24 protein-coding genes are annotated in these 20,494 nt (G+C 68.8%); 13 read left to right on the forward strand and 11 right to left on the reverse strand.

What is annotated here, in order from left to right; genetic code table 11:
* A partial coding sequence (locus NS2_RS20105) for an ROK family transcriptional regulator (RefSeq protein ID WP_222594877.1) occupies window positions 1-1,037 on the reverse strand: 1,037 nt, incomplete at its 3' end.
* Window positions 1,038-1,136: 99 nt separating this feature from the next.
* Here NS2_RS20105 and NS2_RS20110 point away from each other — a divergent pair.
* From NS2_RS20110 to NS2_RS20120, 3 genes are all read left to right on the forward strand, one after another.
* Window positions 1,137-2,588, forward strand: a complete 1,452-nt coding sequence (locus NS2_RS20110) for an APC family permease (protein ID WP_036545336.1) — start codon at window positions 1,137-1,139, stop codon at window positions 2,586-2,588.
* Window positions 2,589-2,705: 117 nt separating this feature from the next.
* Window positions 2,706-3,767 carry a mechanosensitive ion channel family protein gene (locus tag NS2_RS20115; RefSeq protein WP_033086926.1) on the forward strand — a complete coding sequence of 354 codons (1,062 nt, stop codon included), beginning with the start codon at window positions 2,706-2,708 and terminating at the stop codon, window positions 3,765-3,767.
* A 24-nt stretch (window positions 3,768-3,791) separates the two neighbouring features.
* Complete coding sequence (locus NS2_RS20120) at window positions 3,792-4,682, forward strand: alpha/beta fold hydrolase (RefSeq protein WP_033086925.1); 891 nt, start codon at window positions 3,792-3,794, stop codon at window positions 4,680-4,682.
* Between the two features lie 3 nt (window positions 4,683-4,685).
* Here the strand turns inward: NS2_RS20120 and NS2_RS20125 are convergent, their stop codons facing one another.
* Window positions 4,686-5,285: a TetR/AcrR family transcriptional regulator gene (locus NS2_RS20125; protein ID WP_147207246.1), complete on the reverse strand. Its 600-nt coding sequence runs from the start codon at window positions 5,283-5,285 to the stop codon at window positions 4,686-4,688.
* A gap of 107 nt (window positions 5,286-5,392) precedes the next feature.
* Here NS2_RS20125 and NS2_RS20130 point away from each other — a divergent pair, with 107 nt between their 5' ends.
* The 3 genes from NS2_RS20130 to NS2_RS20140 all read left to right on the forward strand — a co-directional run bounded on the left by NS2_RS20130 (window position 5,393) and on the right by NS2_RS20140 (window position 7,922).
* Window positions 5,393-6,289, forward strand: coding sequence for an alpha/beta fold hydrolase (locus NS2_RS20130; RefSeq protein WP_033086923.1), 897 nt, complete (start codon window positions 5,393-5,395; stop codon window positions 6,287-6,289).
* 45 nt (window positions 6,290-6,334) lie between these two features.
* Window positions 6,335-7,219 carry an alpha/beta fold hydrolase gene (locus tag NS2_RS20135; RefSeq protein ID WP_147207247.1) on the forward strand — a complete coding sequence of 295 codons (885 nt, stop codon included), beginning with the start codon at window positions 6,335-6,337 and terminating at the stop codon, window positions 7,217-7,219.
* 76 nt (window positions 7,220-7,295) lie between these two features.
* On the forward strand, window positions 7,296-7,922 hold the full coding sequence (locus NS2_RS20140) for an alpha-ketoglutarate-dependent dioxygenase AlkB (protein WP_033086921.1): 627 nt from the start codon (window positions 7,296-7,298) through the stop codon (window positions 7,920-7,922).
* Between the two features lie 70 nt (window positions 7,923-7,992).
* Here NS2_RS20140 and NS2_RS20145 read toward each other — a convergent pair whose 3' ends face one another.
* A complete protein-coding gene (locus NS2_RS20145) occupies window positions 7,993-9,225 on the reverse strand; it encodes an FAD-dependent oxidoreductase (protein WP_033086920.1) in 1,233 nt (410 codons plus the stop codon).
* 82 nt (window positions 9,226-9,307) lie between these two features.
* Window positions 9,308-9,871, reverse strand: a complete 564-nt coding sequence (locus NS2_RS20150) for a DUF4334 domain-containing protein (protein ID WP_045436918.1) — start codon at window positions 9,869-9,871, stop codon at window positions 9,308-9,310.
* Between the two features lie 194 nt (window positions 9,872-10,065).
* Between NS2_RS20150 and NS2_RS20155 the strand changes: the two genes are divergently transcribed.
* The 4 genes from NS2_RS20155 to NS2_RS20170 are packed head-to-tail and all read left to right on the forward strand — an operon-like array spanning window position 10,066 to window position 14,000.
* A complete protein-coding gene (locus NS2_RS20155; RefSeq protein ID WP_033086919.1) occupies window positions 10,066-11,085 on the forward strand; it encodes a J domain-containing protein in 1,020 nt (339 codons plus the stop codon).
* A 5-nt stretch (window positions 11,086-11,090) separates the two neighbouring features.
* Window positions 11,091-12,071, forward strand: coding sequence for a hypothetical protein (locus NS2_RS20160; protein ID WP_033086918.1), 981 nt, complete (start codon window positions 11,091-11,093; stop codon window positions 12,069-12,071).
* 35 nt (window positions 12,072-12,106) lie between these two features.
* Window positions 12,107-13,360 carry an adenylosuccinate synthetase gene (locus NS2_RS20165; RefSeq protein WP_147207248.1) on the forward strand — a complete coding sequence of 418 codons (1,254 nt, stop codon included), beginning with the start codon at window positions 12,107-12,109 and terminating at the stop codon, window positions 13,358-13,360.
* Window positions 13,361-13,370: 10 nt separating this feature from the next.
* Complete coding sequence (locus tag NS2_RS20170; RefSeq protein WP_033086916.1) at window positions 13,371-14,000, forward strand: NUDIX hydrolase; 630 nt, start codon at window positions 13,371-13,373, stop codon at window positions 13,998-14,000.
* Here NS2_RS20170 and NS2_RS20175 read toward each other — a convergent pair.
* From NS2_RS20175 to NS2_RS20185, 3 genes are all read right to left on the reverse strand, one after another.
* Entirely contained in the window at window positions 13,997-14,296 is a 300-nt protein-coding gene (locus tag NS2_RS20175) for a hypothetical protein (protein ID WP_143161300.1), read from the reverse strand. The genes NS2_RS20170 and NS2_RS20175 overlap by 4 nt on opposite strands.
* Window positions 14,297-14,429: 133 nt before the next feature.
* The gene (locus NS2_RS20180; RefSeq protein WP_033086914.1) at window positions 14,430-14,804 is read right to left on the reverse strand and encodes a hypothetical protein; all 375 of its coding nucleotides are present in this window, start codon (window positions 14,802-14,804) and stop codon (window positions 14,430-14,432) included.
* 207 nt (window positions 14,805-15,011) lie between these two features.
* Window positions 15,012-15,620, reverse strand: a complete 609-nt coding sequence (locus NS2_RS20185) for a TetR/AcrR family transcriptional regulator (RefSeq protein WP_081985780.1) — start codon at window positions 15,618-15,620, stop codon at window positions 15,012-15,014.
* Window positions 15,621-15,674: 54 nt separating this feature from the next.
* Between NS2_RS20185 and NS2_RS37655 the strand changes: the two genes are divergently transcribed.
* Window positions 15,675-16,874, forward strand: a complete 1,200-nt coding sequence (locus tag NS2_RS37655; protein WP_033086913.1) for a tetratricopeptide repeat protein — start codon at window positions 15,675-15,677, stop codon at window positions 16,872-16,874.
* A gap of 70 nt (window positions 16,875-16,944) precedes the next feature.
* Complete coding sequence (locus NS2_RS37660; protein ID WP_228102938.1) at window positions 16,945-17,136, forward strand: helix-turn-helix domain-containing protein; 192 nt, start codon at window positions 16,945-16,947, stop codon at window positions 17,134-17,136.
* Window positions 17,137-17,155: 19 nt separating this feature from the next.
* Here the strand turns inward: NS2_RS37660 and NS2_RS20195 are convergent, their stop codons facing one another.
* The 4 genes from NS2_RS20195 to NS2_RS20210 are packed head-to-tail and all read right to left on the reverse strand — an operon-like array spanning window position 17,156 to window position 19,706.
* On the reverse strand, window positions 17,156-17,413 hold the full coding sequence (locus tag NS2_RS20195; RefSeq protein ID WP_197707917.1) for a YciI family protein: 258 nt from the start codon (window positions 17,411-17,413) through the stop codon (window positions 17,156-17,158).
* Window positions 17,414-17,435: 22 nt separating this feature from the next.
* Window positions 17,436-17,945 (reverse strand): transcription antitermination factor NusB, encoded by a 510-nt coding sequence (gene nusB, locus NS2_RS20200; protein WP_081985783.1) that lies wholly within the window; start codon window positions 17,943-17,945, stop codon window positions 17,436-17,438.
* Window positions 17,946-17,965: 20 nt separating this feature from the next.
* Entirely contained in the window at window positions 17,966-18,529 is a 564-nt protein-coding gene (gene efp / locus NS2_RS20205; protein ID WP_033086911.1) for an elongation factor P, read from the reverse strand.
* Between the two features lie 37 nt (window positions 18,530-18,566).
* Complete coding sequence (locus tag NS2_RS20210; protein ID WP_045436908.1) at window positions 18,567-19,706, reverse strand: M24 family metallopeptidase; 1,140 nt, start codon at window positions 19,704-19,706, stop codon at window positions 18,567-18,569.
* A gap of 150 nt (window positions 19,707-19,856) precedes the next feature.
* Between NS2_RS20210 and NS2_RS20215 the strand changes: the two genes are divergently transcribed.
* A complete protein-coding gene (locus NS2_RS20215) occupies window positions 19,857-20,450 on the forward strand; it encodes a prepilin peptidase (RefSeq protein ID WP_033086910.1) in 594 nt (197 codons plus the stop codon).
* Window positions 20,451-20,494: the final 44 nt, after the last annotated feature.

A 20,494-nucleotide genomic window follows, 5' to 3' on the forward strand; every position in this document is an offset into this window, starting at 1 on the left:
GCGCTGCGGCCCAGACCCCCGCCGACGACGATCACGTCCGGGTCCAGGACGGCGGTGACCGCGGCCACCACCAGCGCGATGCGCTCGCCCTCCTGGCGCACGACATCGGCGGCGACCGGATCACCGGCACGAGCGGCGTCGAAGACGCGTTTGGCGGTGAGGCGGCCGGTCATGCCGCGGGCGCGGGCGGCGCGCACGACGGCGTCGGCGGTGACCGCCTCCTCGAGCGCGCCGCGGCGGGAGGCTCCGGCCGCCGGGTCGCCGAAGGCGGCGGGGAGGAAGCCGACTTCACCCGCCGCACCGTGCGCGCCGGTGAAAAGCTCACCGCGCGAGACGATTCCGACGCCGAGGCCGGTGCCGATGAGGACGTAGACGAACAGGCGGCTGCCGCGGCCGCCGCCGTGCGCGTATTCGCCGAGGGCGGCGAGGTTGGCGTCGTTGTGGACCGACAGATCGGTCACTCCGAGGGCGTCGCGGAGTTCGTCGAGCAGGCCCGCGCGACCCCAGCCGGGGAGGTTGACGGCGTAGTGCATGCGGCCGTCCTGGGGATCGAAGACGCCGGGGCTGCCGAGCACGGTGTGCACGACCCGGTCGACGGGAATCTCCGCATCGCCCAGGGCTTCTCGCACCGCCTCGGCCGCGACCTGCGCGAGCGCGGTGGCCGTGCGCGCACGGTTCGGAATGTCGGTGCGGGACAGGATCTTTCCCGACATGTCCGCCACCGCCGCGCGCAAGAAGGCGCGGCCGATATCGAGACCCAGGACGTAGCCCGCGGTCGGGTCCGGCTCGTACACGACCGCGGTGCGCCCGCGCTCGGGGGCCACCGTCCCGCTCTCGCGCACCAGCCCGTGCTGTTGCAGGGCGGCAAGGGCGCTGGACACGGTCGGCTTGGACAGCCCGGTGTCTCGCGCCAGCTGGGCGCGCGAGCTGGGCCCGGCGGTGCGCAGCTGCTCGAGCAGCAGCCACTCGTTGTTGCTGCGCAATCGCTGCCTGTTCCAAGGGAGTTCGCCCATCGCACTCCGATCCTGATCCGTCACCCGGCCGACTGTAAACAATCGGCCCGACCCCTTGACTCAGATAGTAAAGGAATTTAACTTTACAAAACCCTTACGCCCCAGCGCGACACGGAGGCAGCCATGACCGGCCCCCGCACTCTGCTCCGAAGAATCGGCCTGTTCCAGGCCACGACCATCAATATGAGCCAGATGGTCGGCATCGGACCCTTCGTCACCATCCCCCGCATGGTCGCCGCCTTCGGCGGCCCGCACGCCGTCATCGGCTTCGTCGCCGGCGCGGTGCTGGCCCTGGCCGACGGGCTCATCTGGGCCGAACTCGGCGCGGCCATGCCCGGCGCGGGCGGCACCTACGTGTACCTGCGCGAGGCGTTCCAGTACCGCACCGGACGGCTGATGCCGTTCCTGTTCGTCTGGACCGCAATCCTTTTCATCCCGCTGATCATGTCCACGGGCGTGCAGGGGCTGGTGCAGTACCTGACCTACCTGTGGCCGTCCATGACCACCGGGCAGGGCGATATCGTCGGCCTGGCCGTGGTGGCGCTGGTGCTGCTGTTGCTGTGGCGGCGCATCGATTCCATCGGCCGCATCACCGTGGTGATGTGGGCCGTCATGATCGTGTCGGTCGCGGCGGTGATCCTGGCCTCCTTCACCCACTTCCACCCGAGCATGGCCTTCACCTGGCCCGAGCACGCCATCGACTTCGGACGCGGCGGCTTCTGGCTGGGCTTCGCATCCGGGCTCACCATCGGCATCTACGACTATCTGGGGTACAACACCACCGCGTATCTCGGTGCGGAACTGAAGGATCCGGGCCGGGTGCTCCCCCGCGCGATTATCTACGCGGTGCTCGCGGTCATGGTGATCTATCTGGGCATGCAGATCGGCGTGCTGGGCGTCATCGACTGGCACGACATGCTCGACTCGAACAATGTCGCCTCGCAATCGGTCGCCTCGGCGGTGCTGGAGACGACGCTGGGCAAGGGCGCGGCGAACGTCGTCACGGTGCTGATCCTGATCACCGCCTTCGCCTCGGTCTTCACCGGACTGCTGGGCGGGTCCCGGGTGCCCTTCGACGCGGCCCGCGACGGCGTGTTCTTCCGTTCCTTCGGGCGGCTGCATCCCAGGCACGAGTTCCCGATGCTCGGGCTGCTGGTGATGGGCGCGATCACCGCCGCCGGATTCGTCTTCGCCCGCCACGTCGGCACCTCGGCCACCCATCCCCCACTGGCCGTGCTGATTTCGCTGCTGACCACGGTTATGGTGATCGTCCAGGCCTTCGCCCAGATCGCCGCGGTGGCGGTGCTGCGGCGACGCCAGCCCGGGCTCGCGCGGCCCTACCGGATGCTGCTGTACCCGCTGCCCGCGATCGTCGCGGCCGTCGGCTGGGCGGTCATCTACGGGTACGCCGACAAGGCGAATCCGGGCGTGCACCCGATCGAGTGGTCGCTGGGCTGGACGGCGCTGGGCATCGCGGCCTTCCTGCTGTGGGCGCGAGTCGAGAAGACCTGGCCGTTCGGGCCGCGGCAGATCCGCGAGGAGTACCTCGACACCCAACCGGCGTCCATGGCCTGACCCGGCCCGCCGGGGCCGGGGTGGCATACCCGCAGAACATCAGCAAATCCACAGCTATGATCCGTTTCGAATGCGTAAGAGGTCCACCTCATCACCCGATGCTGGGAGGAATCTCGAATGAACAAGCCGCTGATCTGGGCGCTGACCGTAGCTATCGCAATCCTCGGCCCGCTCGTCGGCATCATGACCCGCCGGCTGGTGGGCCGGATCGCCGCCAAGACCTCGGCGCGCAATCTCGCCGTGCACCGCATGGGTTTCGGACTGGCCCGCGACCTCGCCGTGCCGCTGTGCTCGCTGACCGGTCTGCTCATCGCCCTGTCGCTGCCCAACGGCCTGCCGTTCTCACCGCGCGCCGTGCACCAGGTCCTCGAGGCCGCGTTCATGATCGCCGTCACCTACGCGCTGGCCCGGCTGGCCGCGGAGGTGGTGACCACGGTGGCACGGCGGATCACCGGCATCTCCGGTTCGGTCAGCCTGTTCTCGACCATCACCCGGGTCATCGTGTTCGTGCTCGGCGTGCTCATCACCCTCGATTCGGTGGGCGTGCAGATCACGCCGCTGCTGGGCGCGCTGGGCATCGGCGCGCTGGCCATCGCCCTGGCACTGGAGGGCACCCTCGCGAATCTGTTTGCGGGCGTGCACATCCTGGCCTCGAAAACGGTGCAGCCCGGCGACTTCGTGAAGCTCGACAGCGGCGAGACGGGCTGGGTCAGCGACGTGAACTGGCGGACCACCACCATCCAGGACATCCCCGGCAACTTCATCATCGTGCCCAACCGCAAGTTCGCCGATGCCATCCTCACCAACTTCCACCGCCCCGAACAGGACATGGCCGTCACGGTCGACGTGTCCACCAGCTACGACAGCGACCTCGAACACGTCGAGGCGGTGACCCTGGAGGTGGCCCGGAAGGTGATGAAGGGACTCGACGTCGGTTTCGGGGGCGCGGATCCGCGCGTGCGGTTCCACACCTTCGGGGAGTCCGGCATCGAATTCCGGGTGGTGCTGCGGACCCGGCACTACGAGGATCAATACCTACTGGTCAGCGAGTTCATCAAGGCACTGCACCGGCGCTATCGCCAGGAGGGCATCACCATCCCCTACCCGATGCGCACGCTGTCCTTCGCCCCGAACGAAGACCTCCGATCTTTGCTACCCGCCGGTCTTCATACACCGTAAACCGTCGTGTGCGATGCTCGAAGCGTGAGCAACGACGCTGAATTCACCGAACCCGCCCGGGTCGACTTCCACGGACACGGCGGCATCACCATCGCCGGGGACAGCTGGGGACCCCAGGACGGCCCGCTGGTGGTCTTCCTGCACGGCAGCGGGCAGACCCGCGGCTCCTGGAAGGACTCCGGGCTGGCACTGGCCAAGGCCGGCATGCACGCGGTGCTGCTGGACGCGCGCGGGCACGGCGACAGCGACTGGGATCCGGCGGGCAACTACCGCCGCGAGGCCATGGTCGAGGACCTCATGGCGGTGCTGCGACAACTCGGCAAGCCCGCCTTCATCGTCGGCGCCAGCATGGGCGGCCTCACCGGGCTGATGGCCACCACCCACCCCGAGCACGCACGCATCACCGGCCTGGTGCTGGTGGACGTGGTGCCGCGCCCGGAGCGCAAGGGCGTCGAACGCGTCATCAACTTCCTGAGCAGCAATCCCGAGGGCTTCGCCAGCCTCGAGGAGGCCGCCGACGCGGTCGCGGCCTATCTCCCCCACCGCCGCCGCCCGCGCAATCCCGAAGGGCTGCAGCGCAATCTGCGACTGCGCGCAGACGGCCGCTGGTACTGGCACTGGGACCCGGCAATGATGGGCGGCCCGCGCGACGGCCGCGGCGAGGAGATCGACGTGCACACCGAGGCCCTGGAGAACGCGGCGCGACAGCTGAGCATCCCCGTGCTGCTGGTGCGCGGACGGCTCTCGGACGTGGTCAGCGACGAGGGCGTGGCCGCCTTCCGGGCCCTGGTCCCGCACGCCGACTACGCCGAGATCGGCACCGCCGCCCATACCGCCGCCAGCGACGCCAATGACGAATTCACCGACGCGGTGGTGGATTTCGTGCGCGCCCAGGTCGGCACGCCGGAGCGTTAGCGCTCAGTCCCGGACGAACACCCGGTCGAGCATGTGGTCGAGCAACTCGACCGCCCGCTCCCGGGTGGCTCCACCGGCCAGGATGGCCTGGCTGACGCCGGTCACCGCGAGCACGATCAGCTCGGCGTCGAGTTCGGTTGCGAGCGCCTCGGATTCGCCCGGCCGCTCGCGGCGCAGCTGCTCGGTGAAACTCGTCATCAGGTATCGAGGCGCACCCATCATCTCCTCGGAGGTGACGGTGTTCCCGGTCAGATTGGCCGCGTGGAACGCCGCGAACACCAGATTGTCCTGGTGCCGAACATCATCGAGCGGAATCCACCCGAGCGACACCGCCCGGATCACCTCGCGCGGCGAAGCGTCCGGCCCCAGCCCCCCGAGCGCCTGCGCGAACCCCTTCCCCCAGTCCTCCACCACGGCCCGATGCGTCGCCAGCATCAGATCCCGCTTGGTGCCGAAGTAATACTGAATCAGCCGCACCGAAATCCCGGCCTCGGCCGCGACCGATTGGAAGGTGGCGGCATCGAGTCCGCCGGCGGCGATGACCTTCCGCGCGGCGGTGGTGATCTCCCGCCGCCGCTGCTCGTGATCGACCAAACGCGGCATCTGTACCGACTCTCCTCCGGCTCCCGTGGTTCGAGGTTTTTGATGGTACGCCCATACCATTTTTATGGTACGTTCATATCATCAACGATGATGAGCGGGGAGACGCGATGGCCAAGATCGGGCAATGGAAGAGCGAGGCGGCACGGGACGCCTACCTGAAGGCCTATGCGTCGCTGTCGGCACTGTGGACGATCCCGTTCACCGAGTTCGATGTCGAAACTTCTTACGGGAAAACACATGTCCGCAAGTGCGGCAGTGGTGCGGGCACACCGCTGGCCCTGATTCCCCCGGTGATGGGAAACGGGGCCGTCTGGTATCCGATCATCGAGCGGCTGGCCGCCGAGCGGACCGTCTATGCGCTCGACATCATCGGCGGGCCGGGACTCAGCGTGCAGACCGCACCCATCACCGGCCGAGCCGATTACGCCGGCTGGCTCGACGAGACCCTCGCGGCACTCGACCTGCCACACGCCCACATCATGGGGTATTCCGATGGCGGGTGGCGGGCGTTCATGGCCGGGGTCGACGGTTCGAAGCGGATCGCCAGCCTGCTACTGGTCGAAGCGGGCGGGGCGGTCGGCAAGACCCCGTGGGGTGTGCTGTTCAAGATGATCCGCTACGCCATTCCGCCGTCGGAGAAGAACATGCGCAAAGCGGCCGAATGGCTGATGCCCGGCAACATTCCGGTCGACGAGGAAATGGCCTGCGCGAAGGCCGGACTCGGCTACCGGACGCGGTCGCCGTGGCCACAGCGCCTCAAAGACGAAGAGTTGCAAGCGATCACCGCCCCCGTATTGCTCATCTACGGCGCCGACTCGGTACTCGGCGACGCCGAGGCGTCCGCGGCCCGCGCATTGCAGCAGATTCCGCGGTGCGAGGTGGAGATCTATCCGGGCGCCACACATGGGTTGCTGTTCCAGGGCCGTGACATGGATGCGGTGCTCGACCGGATCCTCGGCTTCGCCGACCGGCACGATCCCGCGAAAGCGCCACACACCAACTGAGTTCACCGATGTGGACCAAAGCTTCACAGGGGAAGGGGAGGCCGGATGGCCAACAAGATCGGACGTTTCACCAGCGCGAAGGCCAAGGCCAACTACCTGCACGCCTATGACGCCGTGGCCGCGCAATGGCCGGTGCCGTCAACGGATCTGGATATCAAGACGTCGTACGGGAACACGCGGGTGCGCGAATCGGGATCCGGGTACGACACACCGATCGTGCTGTTGCCCGGGATGCCGGGTAATGGGCTGTTCTGGGAGTCGGTCATCGAGGATCTGTCACGGGATCGGGTGGTGTACACCATCGATCCGCTCGGCTGGGCGGGACGCAGCGAGCAGACCGCTCCGCTGCGCGACGAGGCCGACATCGTCGCGTGGCTGATCGAGGTGTTCGACGGGCTCGGCGCCGATCGCGTACACCTGGCCGGGTATTCGGTCGGTTCGTGGCTGTCGCTGTTGGTCGGCGTGCGGCATTCCGAACGGCTGGCCAGCCTGACCATGCTCGAACCCGGCGGGGCCACCTTCGCCAAGCCGAAGTGGAGTGTGCTGTTCAAATTCCTTGTCGGCGGGATCATTCCGACTCGCAAGCGCATGGAAAAGATCATGGAGTGGCTGACGCCGGGTGTGCGACACCGGGAGGAGGTGTGGGCAATGATGTTGGGCGCGATCAGGTTCCGGCTGGCCATACCATGGGAGCGGCCGCTCACCGACGAGCAATTGGCGGCCGTCACCGCGCCCACCACGGTGTTGTTCGGGGCCGACACCGTCGCCAATGATCCGGAGGTCGGGGCGCGACGGGCCCGGGAGCACATCCGAGGGGCTGTGGTCGATATCTACCCCGGCGTGGGCCACGAGATGCTGTGGGCGATCCCCGAACAGGTAATTCCACGGTTCCTGGACTTCGTGAAGCAGCACGATCAGGTTCGGGCCTGAGCGATCGCAGACGCGGCATGCGCAAGATCCCGACGACATGCGAACGTATGTTCGATATTGTGGTAGGTTCGGTCGCATGTCGACGCCACTGCAGGGATCGCTGCTCGATGGGTTCGGGGAGGTCGGGGTCGGTGCGCTGGAGGAGATCCGGCGCACCGAGCTCGGGGATGGCGCGTGGGTGGATGTGCTGCCGGGGTGGTTGAGCGGGGCCGATGAGGTGTTCGCACGGCTGGCGGCGCGGGTGCCGTGGCGGGCGGATCGGCGGGCCATGTACGACCGGGTGGTGGATGTGCCTCGGCTGCTGTGTTTTTACGAGGAAGGGCGCGAGCTGCCGGATCCGGTGCTGGGCGAGGCGCGGGAGGCGCTGACCGCGCACTACGCCGGGGAGCTCGGGGAGCCGTTCACCACGTCGGGGCTGTGCTATTACCGCGACGGGAACGACAGTGTCGCCTGGCACGGGGATACGTTCGGGCGCGGCGCGACCGACGACACCATGGTGGCCATCGTGTCCGTAGGCGCGGCGCGGGCGCTGCTACTGCGGCCGCGCGGTGGTGGCGCGAGCGTGCGGTATCCGCTGGGGCACGGGGATCTCATCGTGATGGGTGGGTCCTGCCAGAGGACGTGGGAGCACGCCATTCCCAAGACGCGGCGGCCGGTGGGCCCGCGCATCAGCATTCAGTTCCGCCCGCGCGGCGTCCGGTAGACGAGGGGTCCGGACGCCGCCCTATCCCGCTGCGCCGCAACGGGATAGGGCGGCGTACGGTCCGGCCGGATCAGTCGCGACGGGCGAAATCCGGTACGCGTTCGGGAATCACGCCGCGCGCCACCAGGAATACCGGCAGGCTGCGAATCACCGGGATGCGCCGGAAGATTCGCAGGACCAGGGGTGTCTCGGTGGCGTTGGAGATATTCAGGCGACCGGCCAGGGCCGGGCGGATGACCCGGGCGTGGGCGATGCGCTGCATGCCCTGGACCACCGCGGTGGGCAGGATGCGATCGCGTTGCACACGGGCCAGATCGGCGGTGGTGACGCTGTGGGACAGCAGTTTCGGACCGAGGATGCGCGCGGCGGCCACCGCGTCCTGCACCGCGAGATTGATGCCGACACCGCCGACCGGGGACATGGCGTGCGCGGCGTCGCCGATGCACAGCAGGCCGTCGGTGTACCAGCGGTCGAGCCGATCCAGTTTGACGTCGAGCAGTTTCACCTCGTCCCAGCTGTGCAGGGCGTCGGTGCGGTCGGCCAGCCACGGCGCGACCTCGGCCAGATCACGCATGATGACCTCGACCGGTTGCCGCGCACGCAGTTCCGCGTCGCTACCCTTGCCGATGAGGGTGGCGCTCTGCCAGTAGTCACCACGATCGAACATGACCGCGACACGCTTGGAGCTCACCAGCGGGATCAGCCCGGCCGGGTCGGTGTCGTGGCGCGGAATCCGCAACCACCAGGCGTCGAGCGGGGTCGCCCAGCTACGGACCGCGAGTCCGGCCGCCGCGCGCAGCACCGAGGAGCGGCCGTCGCAGGCCACGGTGAGATCGGCGCGAATCTCGCCGGTCGCACCGTCTTTCGTGCGATAGCGGACCCCGGTGACCTTGCCGTCCTCGTGCACGAGATCGACAGCCTCGGTATTCATGCGCAACCGGAAGGTCGGTTCGATATCGCCCGCGCGGACCAGCAGATCCAGCAGATCCCACTGCGGCACCATGGCGATGTATTTGTGCCTGCCCGGGATGTGCGCGAGGGTCAGCAGCGGCACCATGCGGCCGCCGATGGGGAGCTGCACGTCGACCAGCCGACGCTGCGGAAGTTTCGCGAAATCCTCGCTCAACCCCAGGGCGTCGATGAGTTCGAGGGTGGTGGGGTGCACGGTGTCACCGCGGAAGTCGCGCAGGAAGTCACCGTGTTTCTCCAGCACGGTGGCCTCGATACCGGCGCGGGCCAGCATGAGCCCCAGAAACATTCCTGCCGGGCCCCCGCCGACGATGAGACAGGTCGTACGTTCCATCGGGACCTCCCGAGTCGAAGACCGCCGTCCACCTCCGATGGTAGGCCGAGTTCGGCTCGGGGACAGGAACTTCGCGCCGCCGCTAGCGGTCGCGATACAGGACGAAGAAGTACGGAGCGTCCAGTCCTCGCATATCCATCACGCCCAGCAGCGTGTCCTGGTCGACACGCCGGAAAATGTCGATGATCGGCAGGTGGTCGTAGATCATTGCGGCGCTGGACTTCCCGCGGAACTCCAGGTTCCGCAGCCGGGCGCGCGGGGTGCGGGTGCGCAGCATCGGCCGCAGCAGGCCGAGCGAGCGGCGCACCGGCCGCAATGCCGCCGTCGGCACCTTGCCCGCCAGGAACAGCGGCACCCGGCGCGGGTCGACAGCGAAGATGTCCCCGTCCGGCCCGGCGAACAACAGCGGCTGCACGCTGTCGGCGCTGTCGAATTGCTTGCCGTACCACCCGGTTTCGACCAGCATGCCGTCCCACGGGTGCCCGGACGGCACCTCGTCACCGCGCCACCGCCCGGTGGTGATCTCCTCGACCCGCACCGCGGGCAGGCTGTCGAACAACTCCCAGGCCTGCGCGGCCGTGGCGCCCCGTTCCAGCAGTGTCCGCAGGCGCGCGGCACCGTCCGTCGCCGAGTCAGCGGCAACCATCACGATCTCCTCGATGAGAGTGAACGACACATGTTCTCTCACCCTAGCCCCGGATCGAGCGGCCCGATCAGACCCGAACTGACATGATCGCGGCCGAACTGGCCGAATTTCTCAATCTCCACCTTTTTGTCGCATCTACAAAAAGGGGTCCCAAATCGCTGGCGCGCCCCGTTTTAGTCGTCTAGCCTAAAACCATGACGACAGCGCGAGAGACCGCGGAGACCATCCGGGCGGCGCGGCGGCCCGAGGACCTCTTCGGTTCCGCCGCAACAGATTCCACCTCCAGGCAGGCCGCACGGCGGAAGTACCACCGCCTGGCCGCCCTGGTCCACCCCGACCGCGTGGAAGCCGTGGACGCCGGAATCGCGAGCGCCGCCTTCGCCCGCCTGTCCGAGCTGTACCAGCGCTGGCTGGACCTGGACGAAGCCGCCTTCGAGGTGACCGGCGCACACGGGCGATACCCGGTCGGCACGCTGCACGCGTCGGGCTCGGTCACGGATGTGTACCGCAGCGGATCGGATCGCGTGGTGAAGATCCCGCGCCGCGCGGCCGCCAACCGACTGCTGGCCGGTGAGCGAAACGCGCTGCGGGACATCGCGACCGTGGCCGACGAGCACGAATGGCTGCGGCCCTACTTCCCGATCCTGATCGACACGGTGGACCATCTCGACACCGCGACCGGCGAACACCGCACCGTGAACGTCCTCGATGCCCTCATCGACGGGTTCGTGACACTCGAGGATGTCCTGTCCGCCTACCCGGACGGCCTGGATCCTCGCGACTACGCCTGGATGCATCGACGGCTGCTGCGCTGCCTGGCCGGAGCACAGCTGGCGGGCTGGGTGCACACCGCGATCAGCCCCGCCGATGTCCTGGTGCATCCGCGATTGCACGGAATCGTCCTGGCGGGATGGTCTTTCGCGACCCGCCCCGGCGCACCGGCCGCGGCGACGCTGAGATCCCTGGACTACCCGCCCGAGATCCGCGCCGCGGTCTCCCCCGCCACCGACGTATTTCTCGCGCATCGCCTCATGCTCACCATGCTCGGCGACCGCGCCCCCGCACCCATGCGCGCCTACGCGACCGGGTGCATGCAGGCCGACCCCGGACTGCGGCCCGACGCCGCGGACCTGCTCGGCGAATTCGACGATCTGCTCGACCGGCTCTACGGGAAGCGCCGCTTCCGGCCCTTCGAGCTCACGAAAGGTAAGTGATAGCAATGGGTTACGGAAGCTGGGACGACTGCGCCTACGACGCGGCGCGGACCTTCCGCGCGGCCAAGGGCCTCGACGATTTCGGATACACCGCGGATATGCGGTCGGTGCCGTGGGACAAGTGGAAGGCGCACCCCACCCTGGATCCGCGGGGCGTGGGCATGCGCGAGTCCAGGGACTCCGCCGATCACGGCAGTTCGCTGCCGATCGCGGTGCTGTTCGACGTCACCGGATCCATGGGCCGGGTGCCGCGCGTCATGCAGGAGAAGCTGGCCAAGCTGCACGGGCTGTTGCAGCGCAAGGGTTATGCCGAGGATCCGCAGATCCTGTTCGGGGCCATCGGCGACGCCGACAGCGACCGGGTGCCGCTGCAGGTCGGGCAGTTCGAATCCGACAACCGGATGGACGAGCAGCTGCGGCTGATCCTCCTGGAGGGCGGCGGTGGCGGGCAGAAGTCCGAAAGCTATGAGCTGGCAGCGTATTTCATCGCCCGGCACACCGTCACCGACGCGTGGGAGAAGCGGGGCACGAAGGGCTATCTGTTCATCGTCGGTGACGAGCTGAACAAGAAGCGCCTGACCGCCCGGCACGTCCGCGAGGTCATCGGCGATGACGTGCGCAGCGACATCAAGGTCGATTCGATCTACCGCGAGCTCGCCGACCGCTGGCACGTGCACTACATCCTGCCCAATCAGTCCAGCTACTACGGGGATCCGGAGATCGCCGAGCACTGGCAGGGGCTGCTGGGCGAGCGGTTCCTGCGCCTGAACGATCCGGCCGCGGTGTGCGAGCTCATCGCGCTGACCATCGGCATCGCCGAGGACCGCGTCGATCTGGGGGCGGGGCTGGCCGATCTGCGCGATATCGGCTCGACCAGTGAGGCCGACGCGGTCGGCAAGGCGCTGGCACCGCTGCGCGGCGTGCGCCGCGGCCGCAGCGCCGGTGCGCTGCCCGCCGCCGCCGGGGTCGACGACGTCGATCTCTGACGGCATCTCCGACACCGGAAACGAAGGGACACACCATGTTCGGCGACCGCCACCTCATCGTGGTCGACCTCGGCTTCGGCGATGCCGGTAAAGGGGCCACCGTCGACTGGCTCTGCTCACCCGGGGCCGGGCTCGATGTGGCCGCGGTGGTGCGGTTCAACGGCGGGTCGCAGGCCGCCCACAATGTGTGCGCCGACGGCCGCCACCACACCTTCCGGCAGTTCGGGTCCGGCACTCTCTCGCGGGTGCCGACCCTGCTGTCGCGGCACATGCTGGTCGAACCGCTCGGCTTGGCCGCCGAGGCACGGGAGCTGGCCGCGCTCGGGGTCGCCGATCCGCTGTCGCTGCTCTACGTGGACGAGCGGGCACTGCTCACCACGCCGATCCACGGTGCCGCCAACCGCTGCCGGGAGGATACGAGGGGTACCGCCCGGCACGGTTCGTGCGGCATCGGGATCGGCGAGACCGCACGCTACGCGCTCGATCACGACGCGCCGCGGGTCGCCGACTGTCGGCGGCCGGAGGTGCTGCGGCGCAAGCTGATCGCGCTCGAGGAGCACTACGCGCCGTTGCTCACGGGCGGTCGCCACCGCTACGACCCGATCGACGAACTGGTCGAGGCGTACACGGCCTTCGCGCGGGCGGTGGCGATCCTGCCCGGCGATCAGCTCGCCGCCTTCGCGGGTGCCGGGCGGCTGGTCTTCGAGGGCGCGCAGGGCGTGCTGCTCGACGAATGGCGCGGCACCCACCCCTACACCACCTGGTCGACCGTCGAGCCTCGCAATGCGCGAGCGATGCTGGCGCGCACCGATGCTCCCGGCTACGTGCTGGGCGTGACCCGCGCGCACATGACCAGGCACGGGGCGGGGCCGTTCCCCACCGAGGACGGGTCACTCTCGATTCCGGAGCGGCACAATGGAACCGGCGAGTACCAGGGCGCGTTCCGGCTCGGCCACCTCGATCCGCTGCTGCTGCGCTACGCCGTCGACGCCTGCGGGGGCATCGACGGGCTGGCGGTCAACCACCTCGACGCGGTCGGCGAGATCCGCACCGCCACCGGCTATCTCACCGCCGACGGCTGCCTCGACCGGCTCGCACCCGGCGTCTGGCAGGATCTCGCACACCAGCGGCGGCTCACCGACCTGCTCGACACCGCGGTCCCCGCGCTGGCCGAGCTGCCCGCCGACGTGCCCGGCTACCTGGAGGCCGAACTCGGCGCACCGGTCGTGCTCACCGCGCACGGCCCGGACCGTGCCGATCGCACGATCCGGATCACCGCTCAGGCATGATTGTCGATTTGTGGAGCAACAATCCGCGGTATCCCTGGACGTGATCGCCCTGCGCTACGGGCCCGACGACCCCACCGCCACCCTCGGCATCGCCGCACGGCGGTGGGAGCCGTTCGCGGGCGCGCTCGCGCTTCCTGGCGTGCTGCTCGGCCTCGGCGAGCGCCTCGCCGAAGCCGCCCATCGCGCGGTCCACACCAAACTCGGTGTCCCCGAGGACGCCATCCTCGCCGTCGGCCAGGTCGCCACCTTCGACGAACCCAACCGCGACCCCCGCGGCCCCACCCTGTCCATCGCCATGTGGGCCGTGGTCGGCCCCCACGACGACGACACCGCCACCTGGGTCCCCTTCGACGCGGTCCCCCCACTGGCCTTCGACCACAACCAGATCGTCACCGCCGCCCGCACCCGCCTGGCCGAAATGCTCTGGAAGGACCTGACTTTCACCCGCGCCCTCACCGGCGACCGGTTCACCGCCACCAGAGCCGTCGCACTCACCGCCGCCCTGCACGGCACCAAGCCCGACCCCGGCAACCTCAACCGCACCCTGGCCGCCATCCCCAGCCTGGAGCGCACCGGCGAACGCGTCCGCGTCAAGTCCACCGGCCGCCCCGCCGCGATCTGGTCCTTCGGCTCGAACTAGATCGGCAGGGCGCCACGGCGTGGGTAATGCCGCAGATGGCCCGGGACGGCCATCACACCGCTGCCCTGCACCCGGGTGTGCGGGCCGAGGGTCTCCAGGTCCACCGACAGGCGCCGGGAGACGCCGCGCGCACCGAATACCCTGTCCTGCAGGGACGTCGCCATGTCGAGGTCGTCGTCCCCGGTCTCTTCGCAAGGACAGCGGGTGTGCTCGTACCCGGTCAGCATGTCCAGGTAGGCCGCGATGTCGCCGGTCTCGGCGCGCGACGGGTCCGGCTCGCCTCCGGCGCGACGCACCATCGACTCCGGCACTCGTCGCCGTAATCGTCGACGAACTGCTCGAACCACTGCGCCGTTCCGAACCGGCAGCTCAATTGCTCCATGCGCGGATAGATTTCGTAACACTCGGGCAGCGACGGCCCCTCCGGGTTCAGGCTCGCGATGCCGTGTCTGTAGAACACCAAAGTCCAGCCGTCAGTGCCGGGGTGACGAAGACCTGCGGGTAGATGTCGCGAAACTCCGACTGCGCCTCGTCCGTCCAGTCGACCAGACCGGGAATCCGCATCGGCTCGGTCCCCTGCCACGGCGAGAATCCCATCCGCAGGGTCGCGGAGACCGGGTCGTGGAGGTCGAGAGCGTCGAGCACGGCGGCCTGATCGGTGGTCCGCACCGCGAACCAGGCGCCGATGAAGCCCTCGAATTTCAGCGGGCTGGGTGTCTGGCGCTGTTGCTTCATCCGGATCAACAGCTCCAGCACCCGCAGGTCTGCGGGCGGGATCCGCTGCCAGCCGAATTCGGCCACCATGGCCAACGCACCGCGCCGCCCGGTTCCACATCGGCGATCAGCCCACGCAGCTCCTCCAGCAGCGCACCCGACTCCCCTCGCGACAGTTACCACCAGGCATCCGATATCGCCGAGGGCTCGGCCGGCAACGCTCGCACCCGGTCCGCATCGATCCGCACCACTCGACCCAATCTACCGACTACCGCTGGGGCGCAGCCATTCTCGCTCTCACGCCCGCGGTGGGATGATGACCGACTCGACGAGCTGGCGGACGGATTTCAGGAGTCGGTCGGTTTGCCCCGCGCGCACCAGGTGCGGGACTACTTCACCGCCGAGCGGGGCCAGCAGGAGCCCGCCGACCACCTCGGCGTCCAGATCGGGACGGACCTCATGGAGCAGCGCGGTGATGTGGGCGGCCCAGAAGAGGTGCAGTTCCTCGGCGCGCGGGTGCGGGGGAATTGCCCGGTAGGCCACGGAGATTTCGATGTCGTCGGCGATCAACCGGGTCATGGCGTCGAAGTAGGCGAGCAGGCGCTCGCCCGCCGGGGCACCCGGCCCCAAGGGCGGCGGACCCGACCGGACCGCGTCCATCAAGCCGAACGCACCCTCCGCGATGAGCTCGTGCAGGAGTCCGGCGCGACTGCCGAAGCGGTGGAACAGCGTGCCCTTCGCGACGCCCGCCGCGGCGGCGATGCGTTCCATGTGCGGAGAAACGTCCGATATCGAACTGCTCTGCGCCGCCGCGGATCTGAGCCGCACCGAGGCGATCGCCGAGCTGGACGAGCCCGCCCGGCTCGGCTGGATGGTGGCGGGGGTGCCGCAATCGGCCTCCGGCATCCCCTCATCCACGCGGCGGCCTATCGTCTGGCCGGACCGCTGGAACGGGCCGCGATGCACGCCCGCGCCGCGCGCTACCTCCGATCGGCCGGGGCCCCGCTGCCGATTCGCGCGCGGCACCTGGAATACGCACTCCCCCAGGATGATCCGCGAGCCATGCCGGAGCTGCTCGAGGCCGCGTCGCACACGCTGGCCACCGCGCCCGCGACCAGCGTGCGGTGGATCGAGGCGGCACTGCGCGCGACCGCGTCCCCGGCGGCCGACACGGAATCCACGCAGCTGCTGCTCGGCCAGGCGCTGCTGCTGTCCGGATCCGCCGATCGGGCCCGCCGCATCCTCGAACCCCTGGTCACATCGACGGATTCGCCCAGCACCACGGCCGTACCGCTCTACGCCCGCTGCGATCGTATGCTCGGCCGGGTCGATGCCGCGCGAAATACACTGTCCGAGTACGCCGACCGCCTGGCGGCCGAGAGCGGACCGCTGTGCCTGGAACTGGCGATTCTCGAACTCATGGACAACCGCGAGGCCGAGGGCGCGTCGTGGGTGCACACCCTGTTCGCCTCCGGCGCGGTGCGTGATCCGGCCATTCTCGCCGCGGCGCTGACCATGCGCAGTATGGGACGGCTGACCATGCTCGACATGGCAGGCGCACAAGAGGATTACCGCACCGCCGAACGAGAGTTCGCGCGCCTGTCGGACACCCGGTTGCTCGACGGCATCCACGCCGTGGCTGCCCTCGGCTGGATGGCCTACTTCCTCGACGATCAGCGCACCGGCCTCACCCACCTGGAACGCGCCATCCGGGTCGCCCGCCGCCACGGCCGCAGCTTCATTCTCCCCGAACTGCACACCGTCCACGCCTACGCACTGGCCAAGCTCGGCCGCCTCGACGCGGCGCTGGCCGCCACCGAGGACGCCACCGAAACCGCTGAGCTGTACGGCTATTCGAGCATCGTCCCGCTGGCCGGAGCGCTCCGGTTGCGAGTGCTGGAAGCGGCGCGAAGGCCTCGGATGGAACACAGCGGTTTCCGGCGCCATCGCGCCGAATCTTCCGGTCGACCAGCTGTATGCGCGAGCCCGCGCGGCGGTCGAGCGGGCGGTGCGCGAGTACGAGCGGGCGGATATGCCGTTGCAGCGCGGGCAAGCCCTGCTCGTAGCCGCGCGACTGGCGGGAGAAACCGGCGATTTCACTGCCGCGACCGCGGGAATCGCGGCCGCCGGAACCGAATTCGAGGCGGCCGGAGCCGATGAGCTGGCCGCAGACACCATCGCGGTCCAGCGGTGGCTGGCGGGGAAGCAATCCAATAGTGGGGCATCGCCGCTGACCGGCAGAGAGCGGGAGGTTGCCGAGTTGGCCGCGCGCGGGCATACCAACAAGGAGATCGCCACCGCGCTGTTTCTGAGCCCGCGTACGGTCGAGGACCATCTGGGCCGCATCCTGCGCAAACTGGGTCTCACCGGCCGGGCCGGGATCGCCCACCGGCTGGCCGCAATCGACAACTCAGCGCAGTGAATGCCCGCGAAACCGCTTGTCAGCCGGTGATTTCCCACTCGTAGACGGTGAGTTCGGAAGCGCCCGTGGTGTGGATCGGGTCGGTGTGGATCAGATCCCGTGCGGCAGTCAGGTTTTCGGCGGTGATCACGTATGCGCCGCCGCTGCCATCGGTGAATTTGCCGGTCTCGACCAGCTGTCCGCGCTCGCGGACGGCCGCCAGCCAATCCTTGTGCGGGACGATGACGGAATCGTCGAAGCGCGGGGTGCGCACAGCCATCACGAGATACTTGCGCACCCTGCGCCTCTCCTTCGAATTTCTACTCGTCGGCGGCGGGCGCCGGGGTCACGCGGGTCGCGGCCGCGGCGGCGCGGACCTGCGGGGCCACCCCGACCACCTGGCCGAGCACGCCGTTGATGAACGACGGGGAGTCGTCGGTGGACAGCTCCTTGGCCAGTTCCACCGCCTCGTCCACGGCCACCACCGGGGGAACGTCGTTGGCGTGGAACAACTCCCACACCGCCACCCGCAGGATGGCGCGGTCCACGGCGGGCAGCCGGGGCAGCGTCCAGTCCTGCGACAGGTACGACTCGATGGTGCCGTCCACCCGGTCCAGGTCGTCGGCGACGCCTTCGACCAGGACCCGGGTGTAGGGGTTGATCGGAGCGACCGACTCCTCACGCACCGACAGCGAGACCCGCTCGGTGAGCAGGTCCGCGGGATCGATATCGCGGGCCTCCGCCTCGAACAGCAGATCCACCGCGCGCCGGCGCGCCTTGTGCCGTGCGCCGAGCTTCTTGAACGACTTCTTGTCCGATTGATCGGCCACGGAAGACATTATCCGCCGGGTCAGTTGTTGACGCGGCTGATGTAGCTGCCGTCGCGGGTGTCGATGCGCAGCTTGTCACCCTGGTTGATGAACAGCGGCACCTGCACCTCGGCACCGGTCTCCACGGTGGCGGGCTTGGTGCCGGCCGAGGAGCGGTCGCCCTGCAGGCCCGGCTCGGTGTGGGTGACGATGACGTCGATGGCGACGGGGAGCTCGACGAACAGCGCTTCGCCCTCGTGCATGGCGATCTGGACGGCCATGTTCTCCAGCAGGAAGCCCGCGTTGCGGCCCAGCAGGGTCTCGCTCAGGTGGATCTGGTCGTAGGTCTCTCCATCCATGAAGATGAAGTCCTCGCCGTCCTTGTACAGGTACGTCATGTCGCGACGGTCGACGGTCGCGGTCTCCACCTTGACGCCGGCGTTGAAGGTCTTGTCGACGACCTTGCCCGAGACCACGTTCTTCAGCTTGGTGCGCACGAAGGCGGGACCCTTACCCGGCTTCACATGCTGGAACTCGACAATCTGCTGGAGATTGTTGTCGATCTTCAGCACGAGGCCGTTCTTGAAGTCGCTGGTGTCCGCCACTGTCCTCGGATCTCCTACTAGTCGGTCAAACCGCGCGTCAGTCGACGACGGTCAGGTCTTTGCTGGTGCGGGTGAGCAGTTCCGGGCCCCCCTTGCGAACCACGAGCGTGTCCTCGATCCGGACACCACCGCGGCCGGGGAAGTACACACCTGGCTCGACGGTCACCGCCACGCCATCCAGCAGTGTACCTGTGCCCGTTTTGGCGATTCCGGGCGCTTCGTGGATCTGCAGGCCGACCCCGTGTCCGAGACCGTGGACGAACAGGTCACCGTGACCGGCCGCCTCGATCACCGAGCGCGAGGCCGCGTCCACCGCCTTGGTCGACGCGCCGGGGGCCAGCGCCTCGCGGCCCGCCCGCTGCGCGGCGTAGACCAGCTCGTAGATCTCGCGCTGCCAGTCCGAGGGCTGGCCGAGCACGAAGGTGCGGGTCATGTCCGAGTGGTAGCCGCCGACCATCGCGCCGAAGTCGAGCTTCACGAAATCGCCGGTGGCCAGCACCGCCTCGGTCGGGCGGTGGTGCGGGACAGCCGAATTCGCGCCCGCCGCGACAATGGTCTCGAAGGCGACGGCCTCCGCGCCGTGCTCGAACATCAGCCATTCCAGTTCCCGGCCGACCTGCCGCTCGGTGCGGCCGGGGCGCAGCCCGCCGCGCTCGAGCAGGGTGGCCAGCGCCGCGTCGGCGGCATCGCAGGCCGCGCGCAACTGCTCCACCTCGTAGGCGTCCTTGACCATGCGCAGCTGCTCCACCAGACCCGAGACCGGCACCAGATCCAAGCCGGTGGCCAGCGCCGACAGGCCGCGATGCTGTTCGAAGGTCATGATGTGGCTCTCGAAACCGACCCGGCCGGTCTGCCACTCCCCCGCGATCTCGACGACGCGGCGGGCGCTGGCCCGGTTGATCTCGGCCCGCAGATCCGGCACCTGCTCGCCGACCTGGGTGAGGTAGCGGCCGTCGGTGCAGATGACGGTCCGGTCCTCGCTGGAATCCCAGGCGTAGACCAGCAGCGCGGCATTGGAACCGGTGAACCCGGTCAGGTACCGGATGTTGATCAGATCCGTGACCAGTAGGGCGTCGATGCGATTCTCCACCAGCAGATTGCGCAGGTTGGCCCGGCGCAGTCCGTAGTCGGGTCGCTGGTTCGGCTCGTGCTGGGTCGCATCGTGATCAGCAGACATGGGTCAAAGCTACCGCCGACACGCCGCAACACGGACACGCAACACGTGAAAGGGACGGTTACGGAAACCCCGGTGTTCACATCCGAAGAAGTTCTCCACATTTCGCGATCGGCCGCCCCGCGCGCCGCCTCGACGCGAGAACCTCGAATCATGAACTCCCCGGCCGTCTTCGCCTTCACCGCCTGGTGCCTCGCCCTGAGCGTCTGCGACCTGCGCTCGCTCCGCCTGCCCAACACCCTCACACTGCCGGGTGCGATCGCCGCACTCGGCTACGGATTCGCTGTGGGCAAGCCGATACTCGCCCTGCTCGGCGCATCGCTGCTCGCGCTGCCCTACCTCGCGATCCACCTGTGCGCCCCACACGCCCTCGGCGCGGGCGATGTCAAACTCGCACTCGGTCTAGGGGCGGTGACAGCCCTAGCCGGACCCTCGACCTGGGCCTGGGCCGCCCTGGCTGCCCCGATGCTGACCGCCGCGGCGGGAATCGGGACCCTCGCCGCCCATAGCCTCCCCGGGATCGCGATCCGCGCACCCGCCATCTCGGCTCCGGCGCACCGGGCCCGGGAACCGATCCGGCGACCGTGGTCCGGGGTCGTGCCGTGGATGTTCGCGACGGCGGGTAAAGCCGCGCCGGCCTTCGAGGGGGGCGGGGTTTTCGGCGGGTCGGCGGGTGGGATCGGGGTGCTCGCGCACGGGCCCGCGATGTGTGTGGCCAGTGTGGTGGCGGTGGTGGCCGGGCGCTGACATCGGGCTATGCGTGGACCGTGTGTTCGAGCACCCCTTCTCTC

Source organism: Nocardia seriolae NBRC 15557, from assembly GCF_007990715.1.
In the GTDB taxonomy this organism is placed as follows: domain Bacteria; phylum Actinomycetota; class Actinomycetes; order Mycobacteriales; family Mycobacteriaceae; genus Nocardia; species Nocardia seriolae.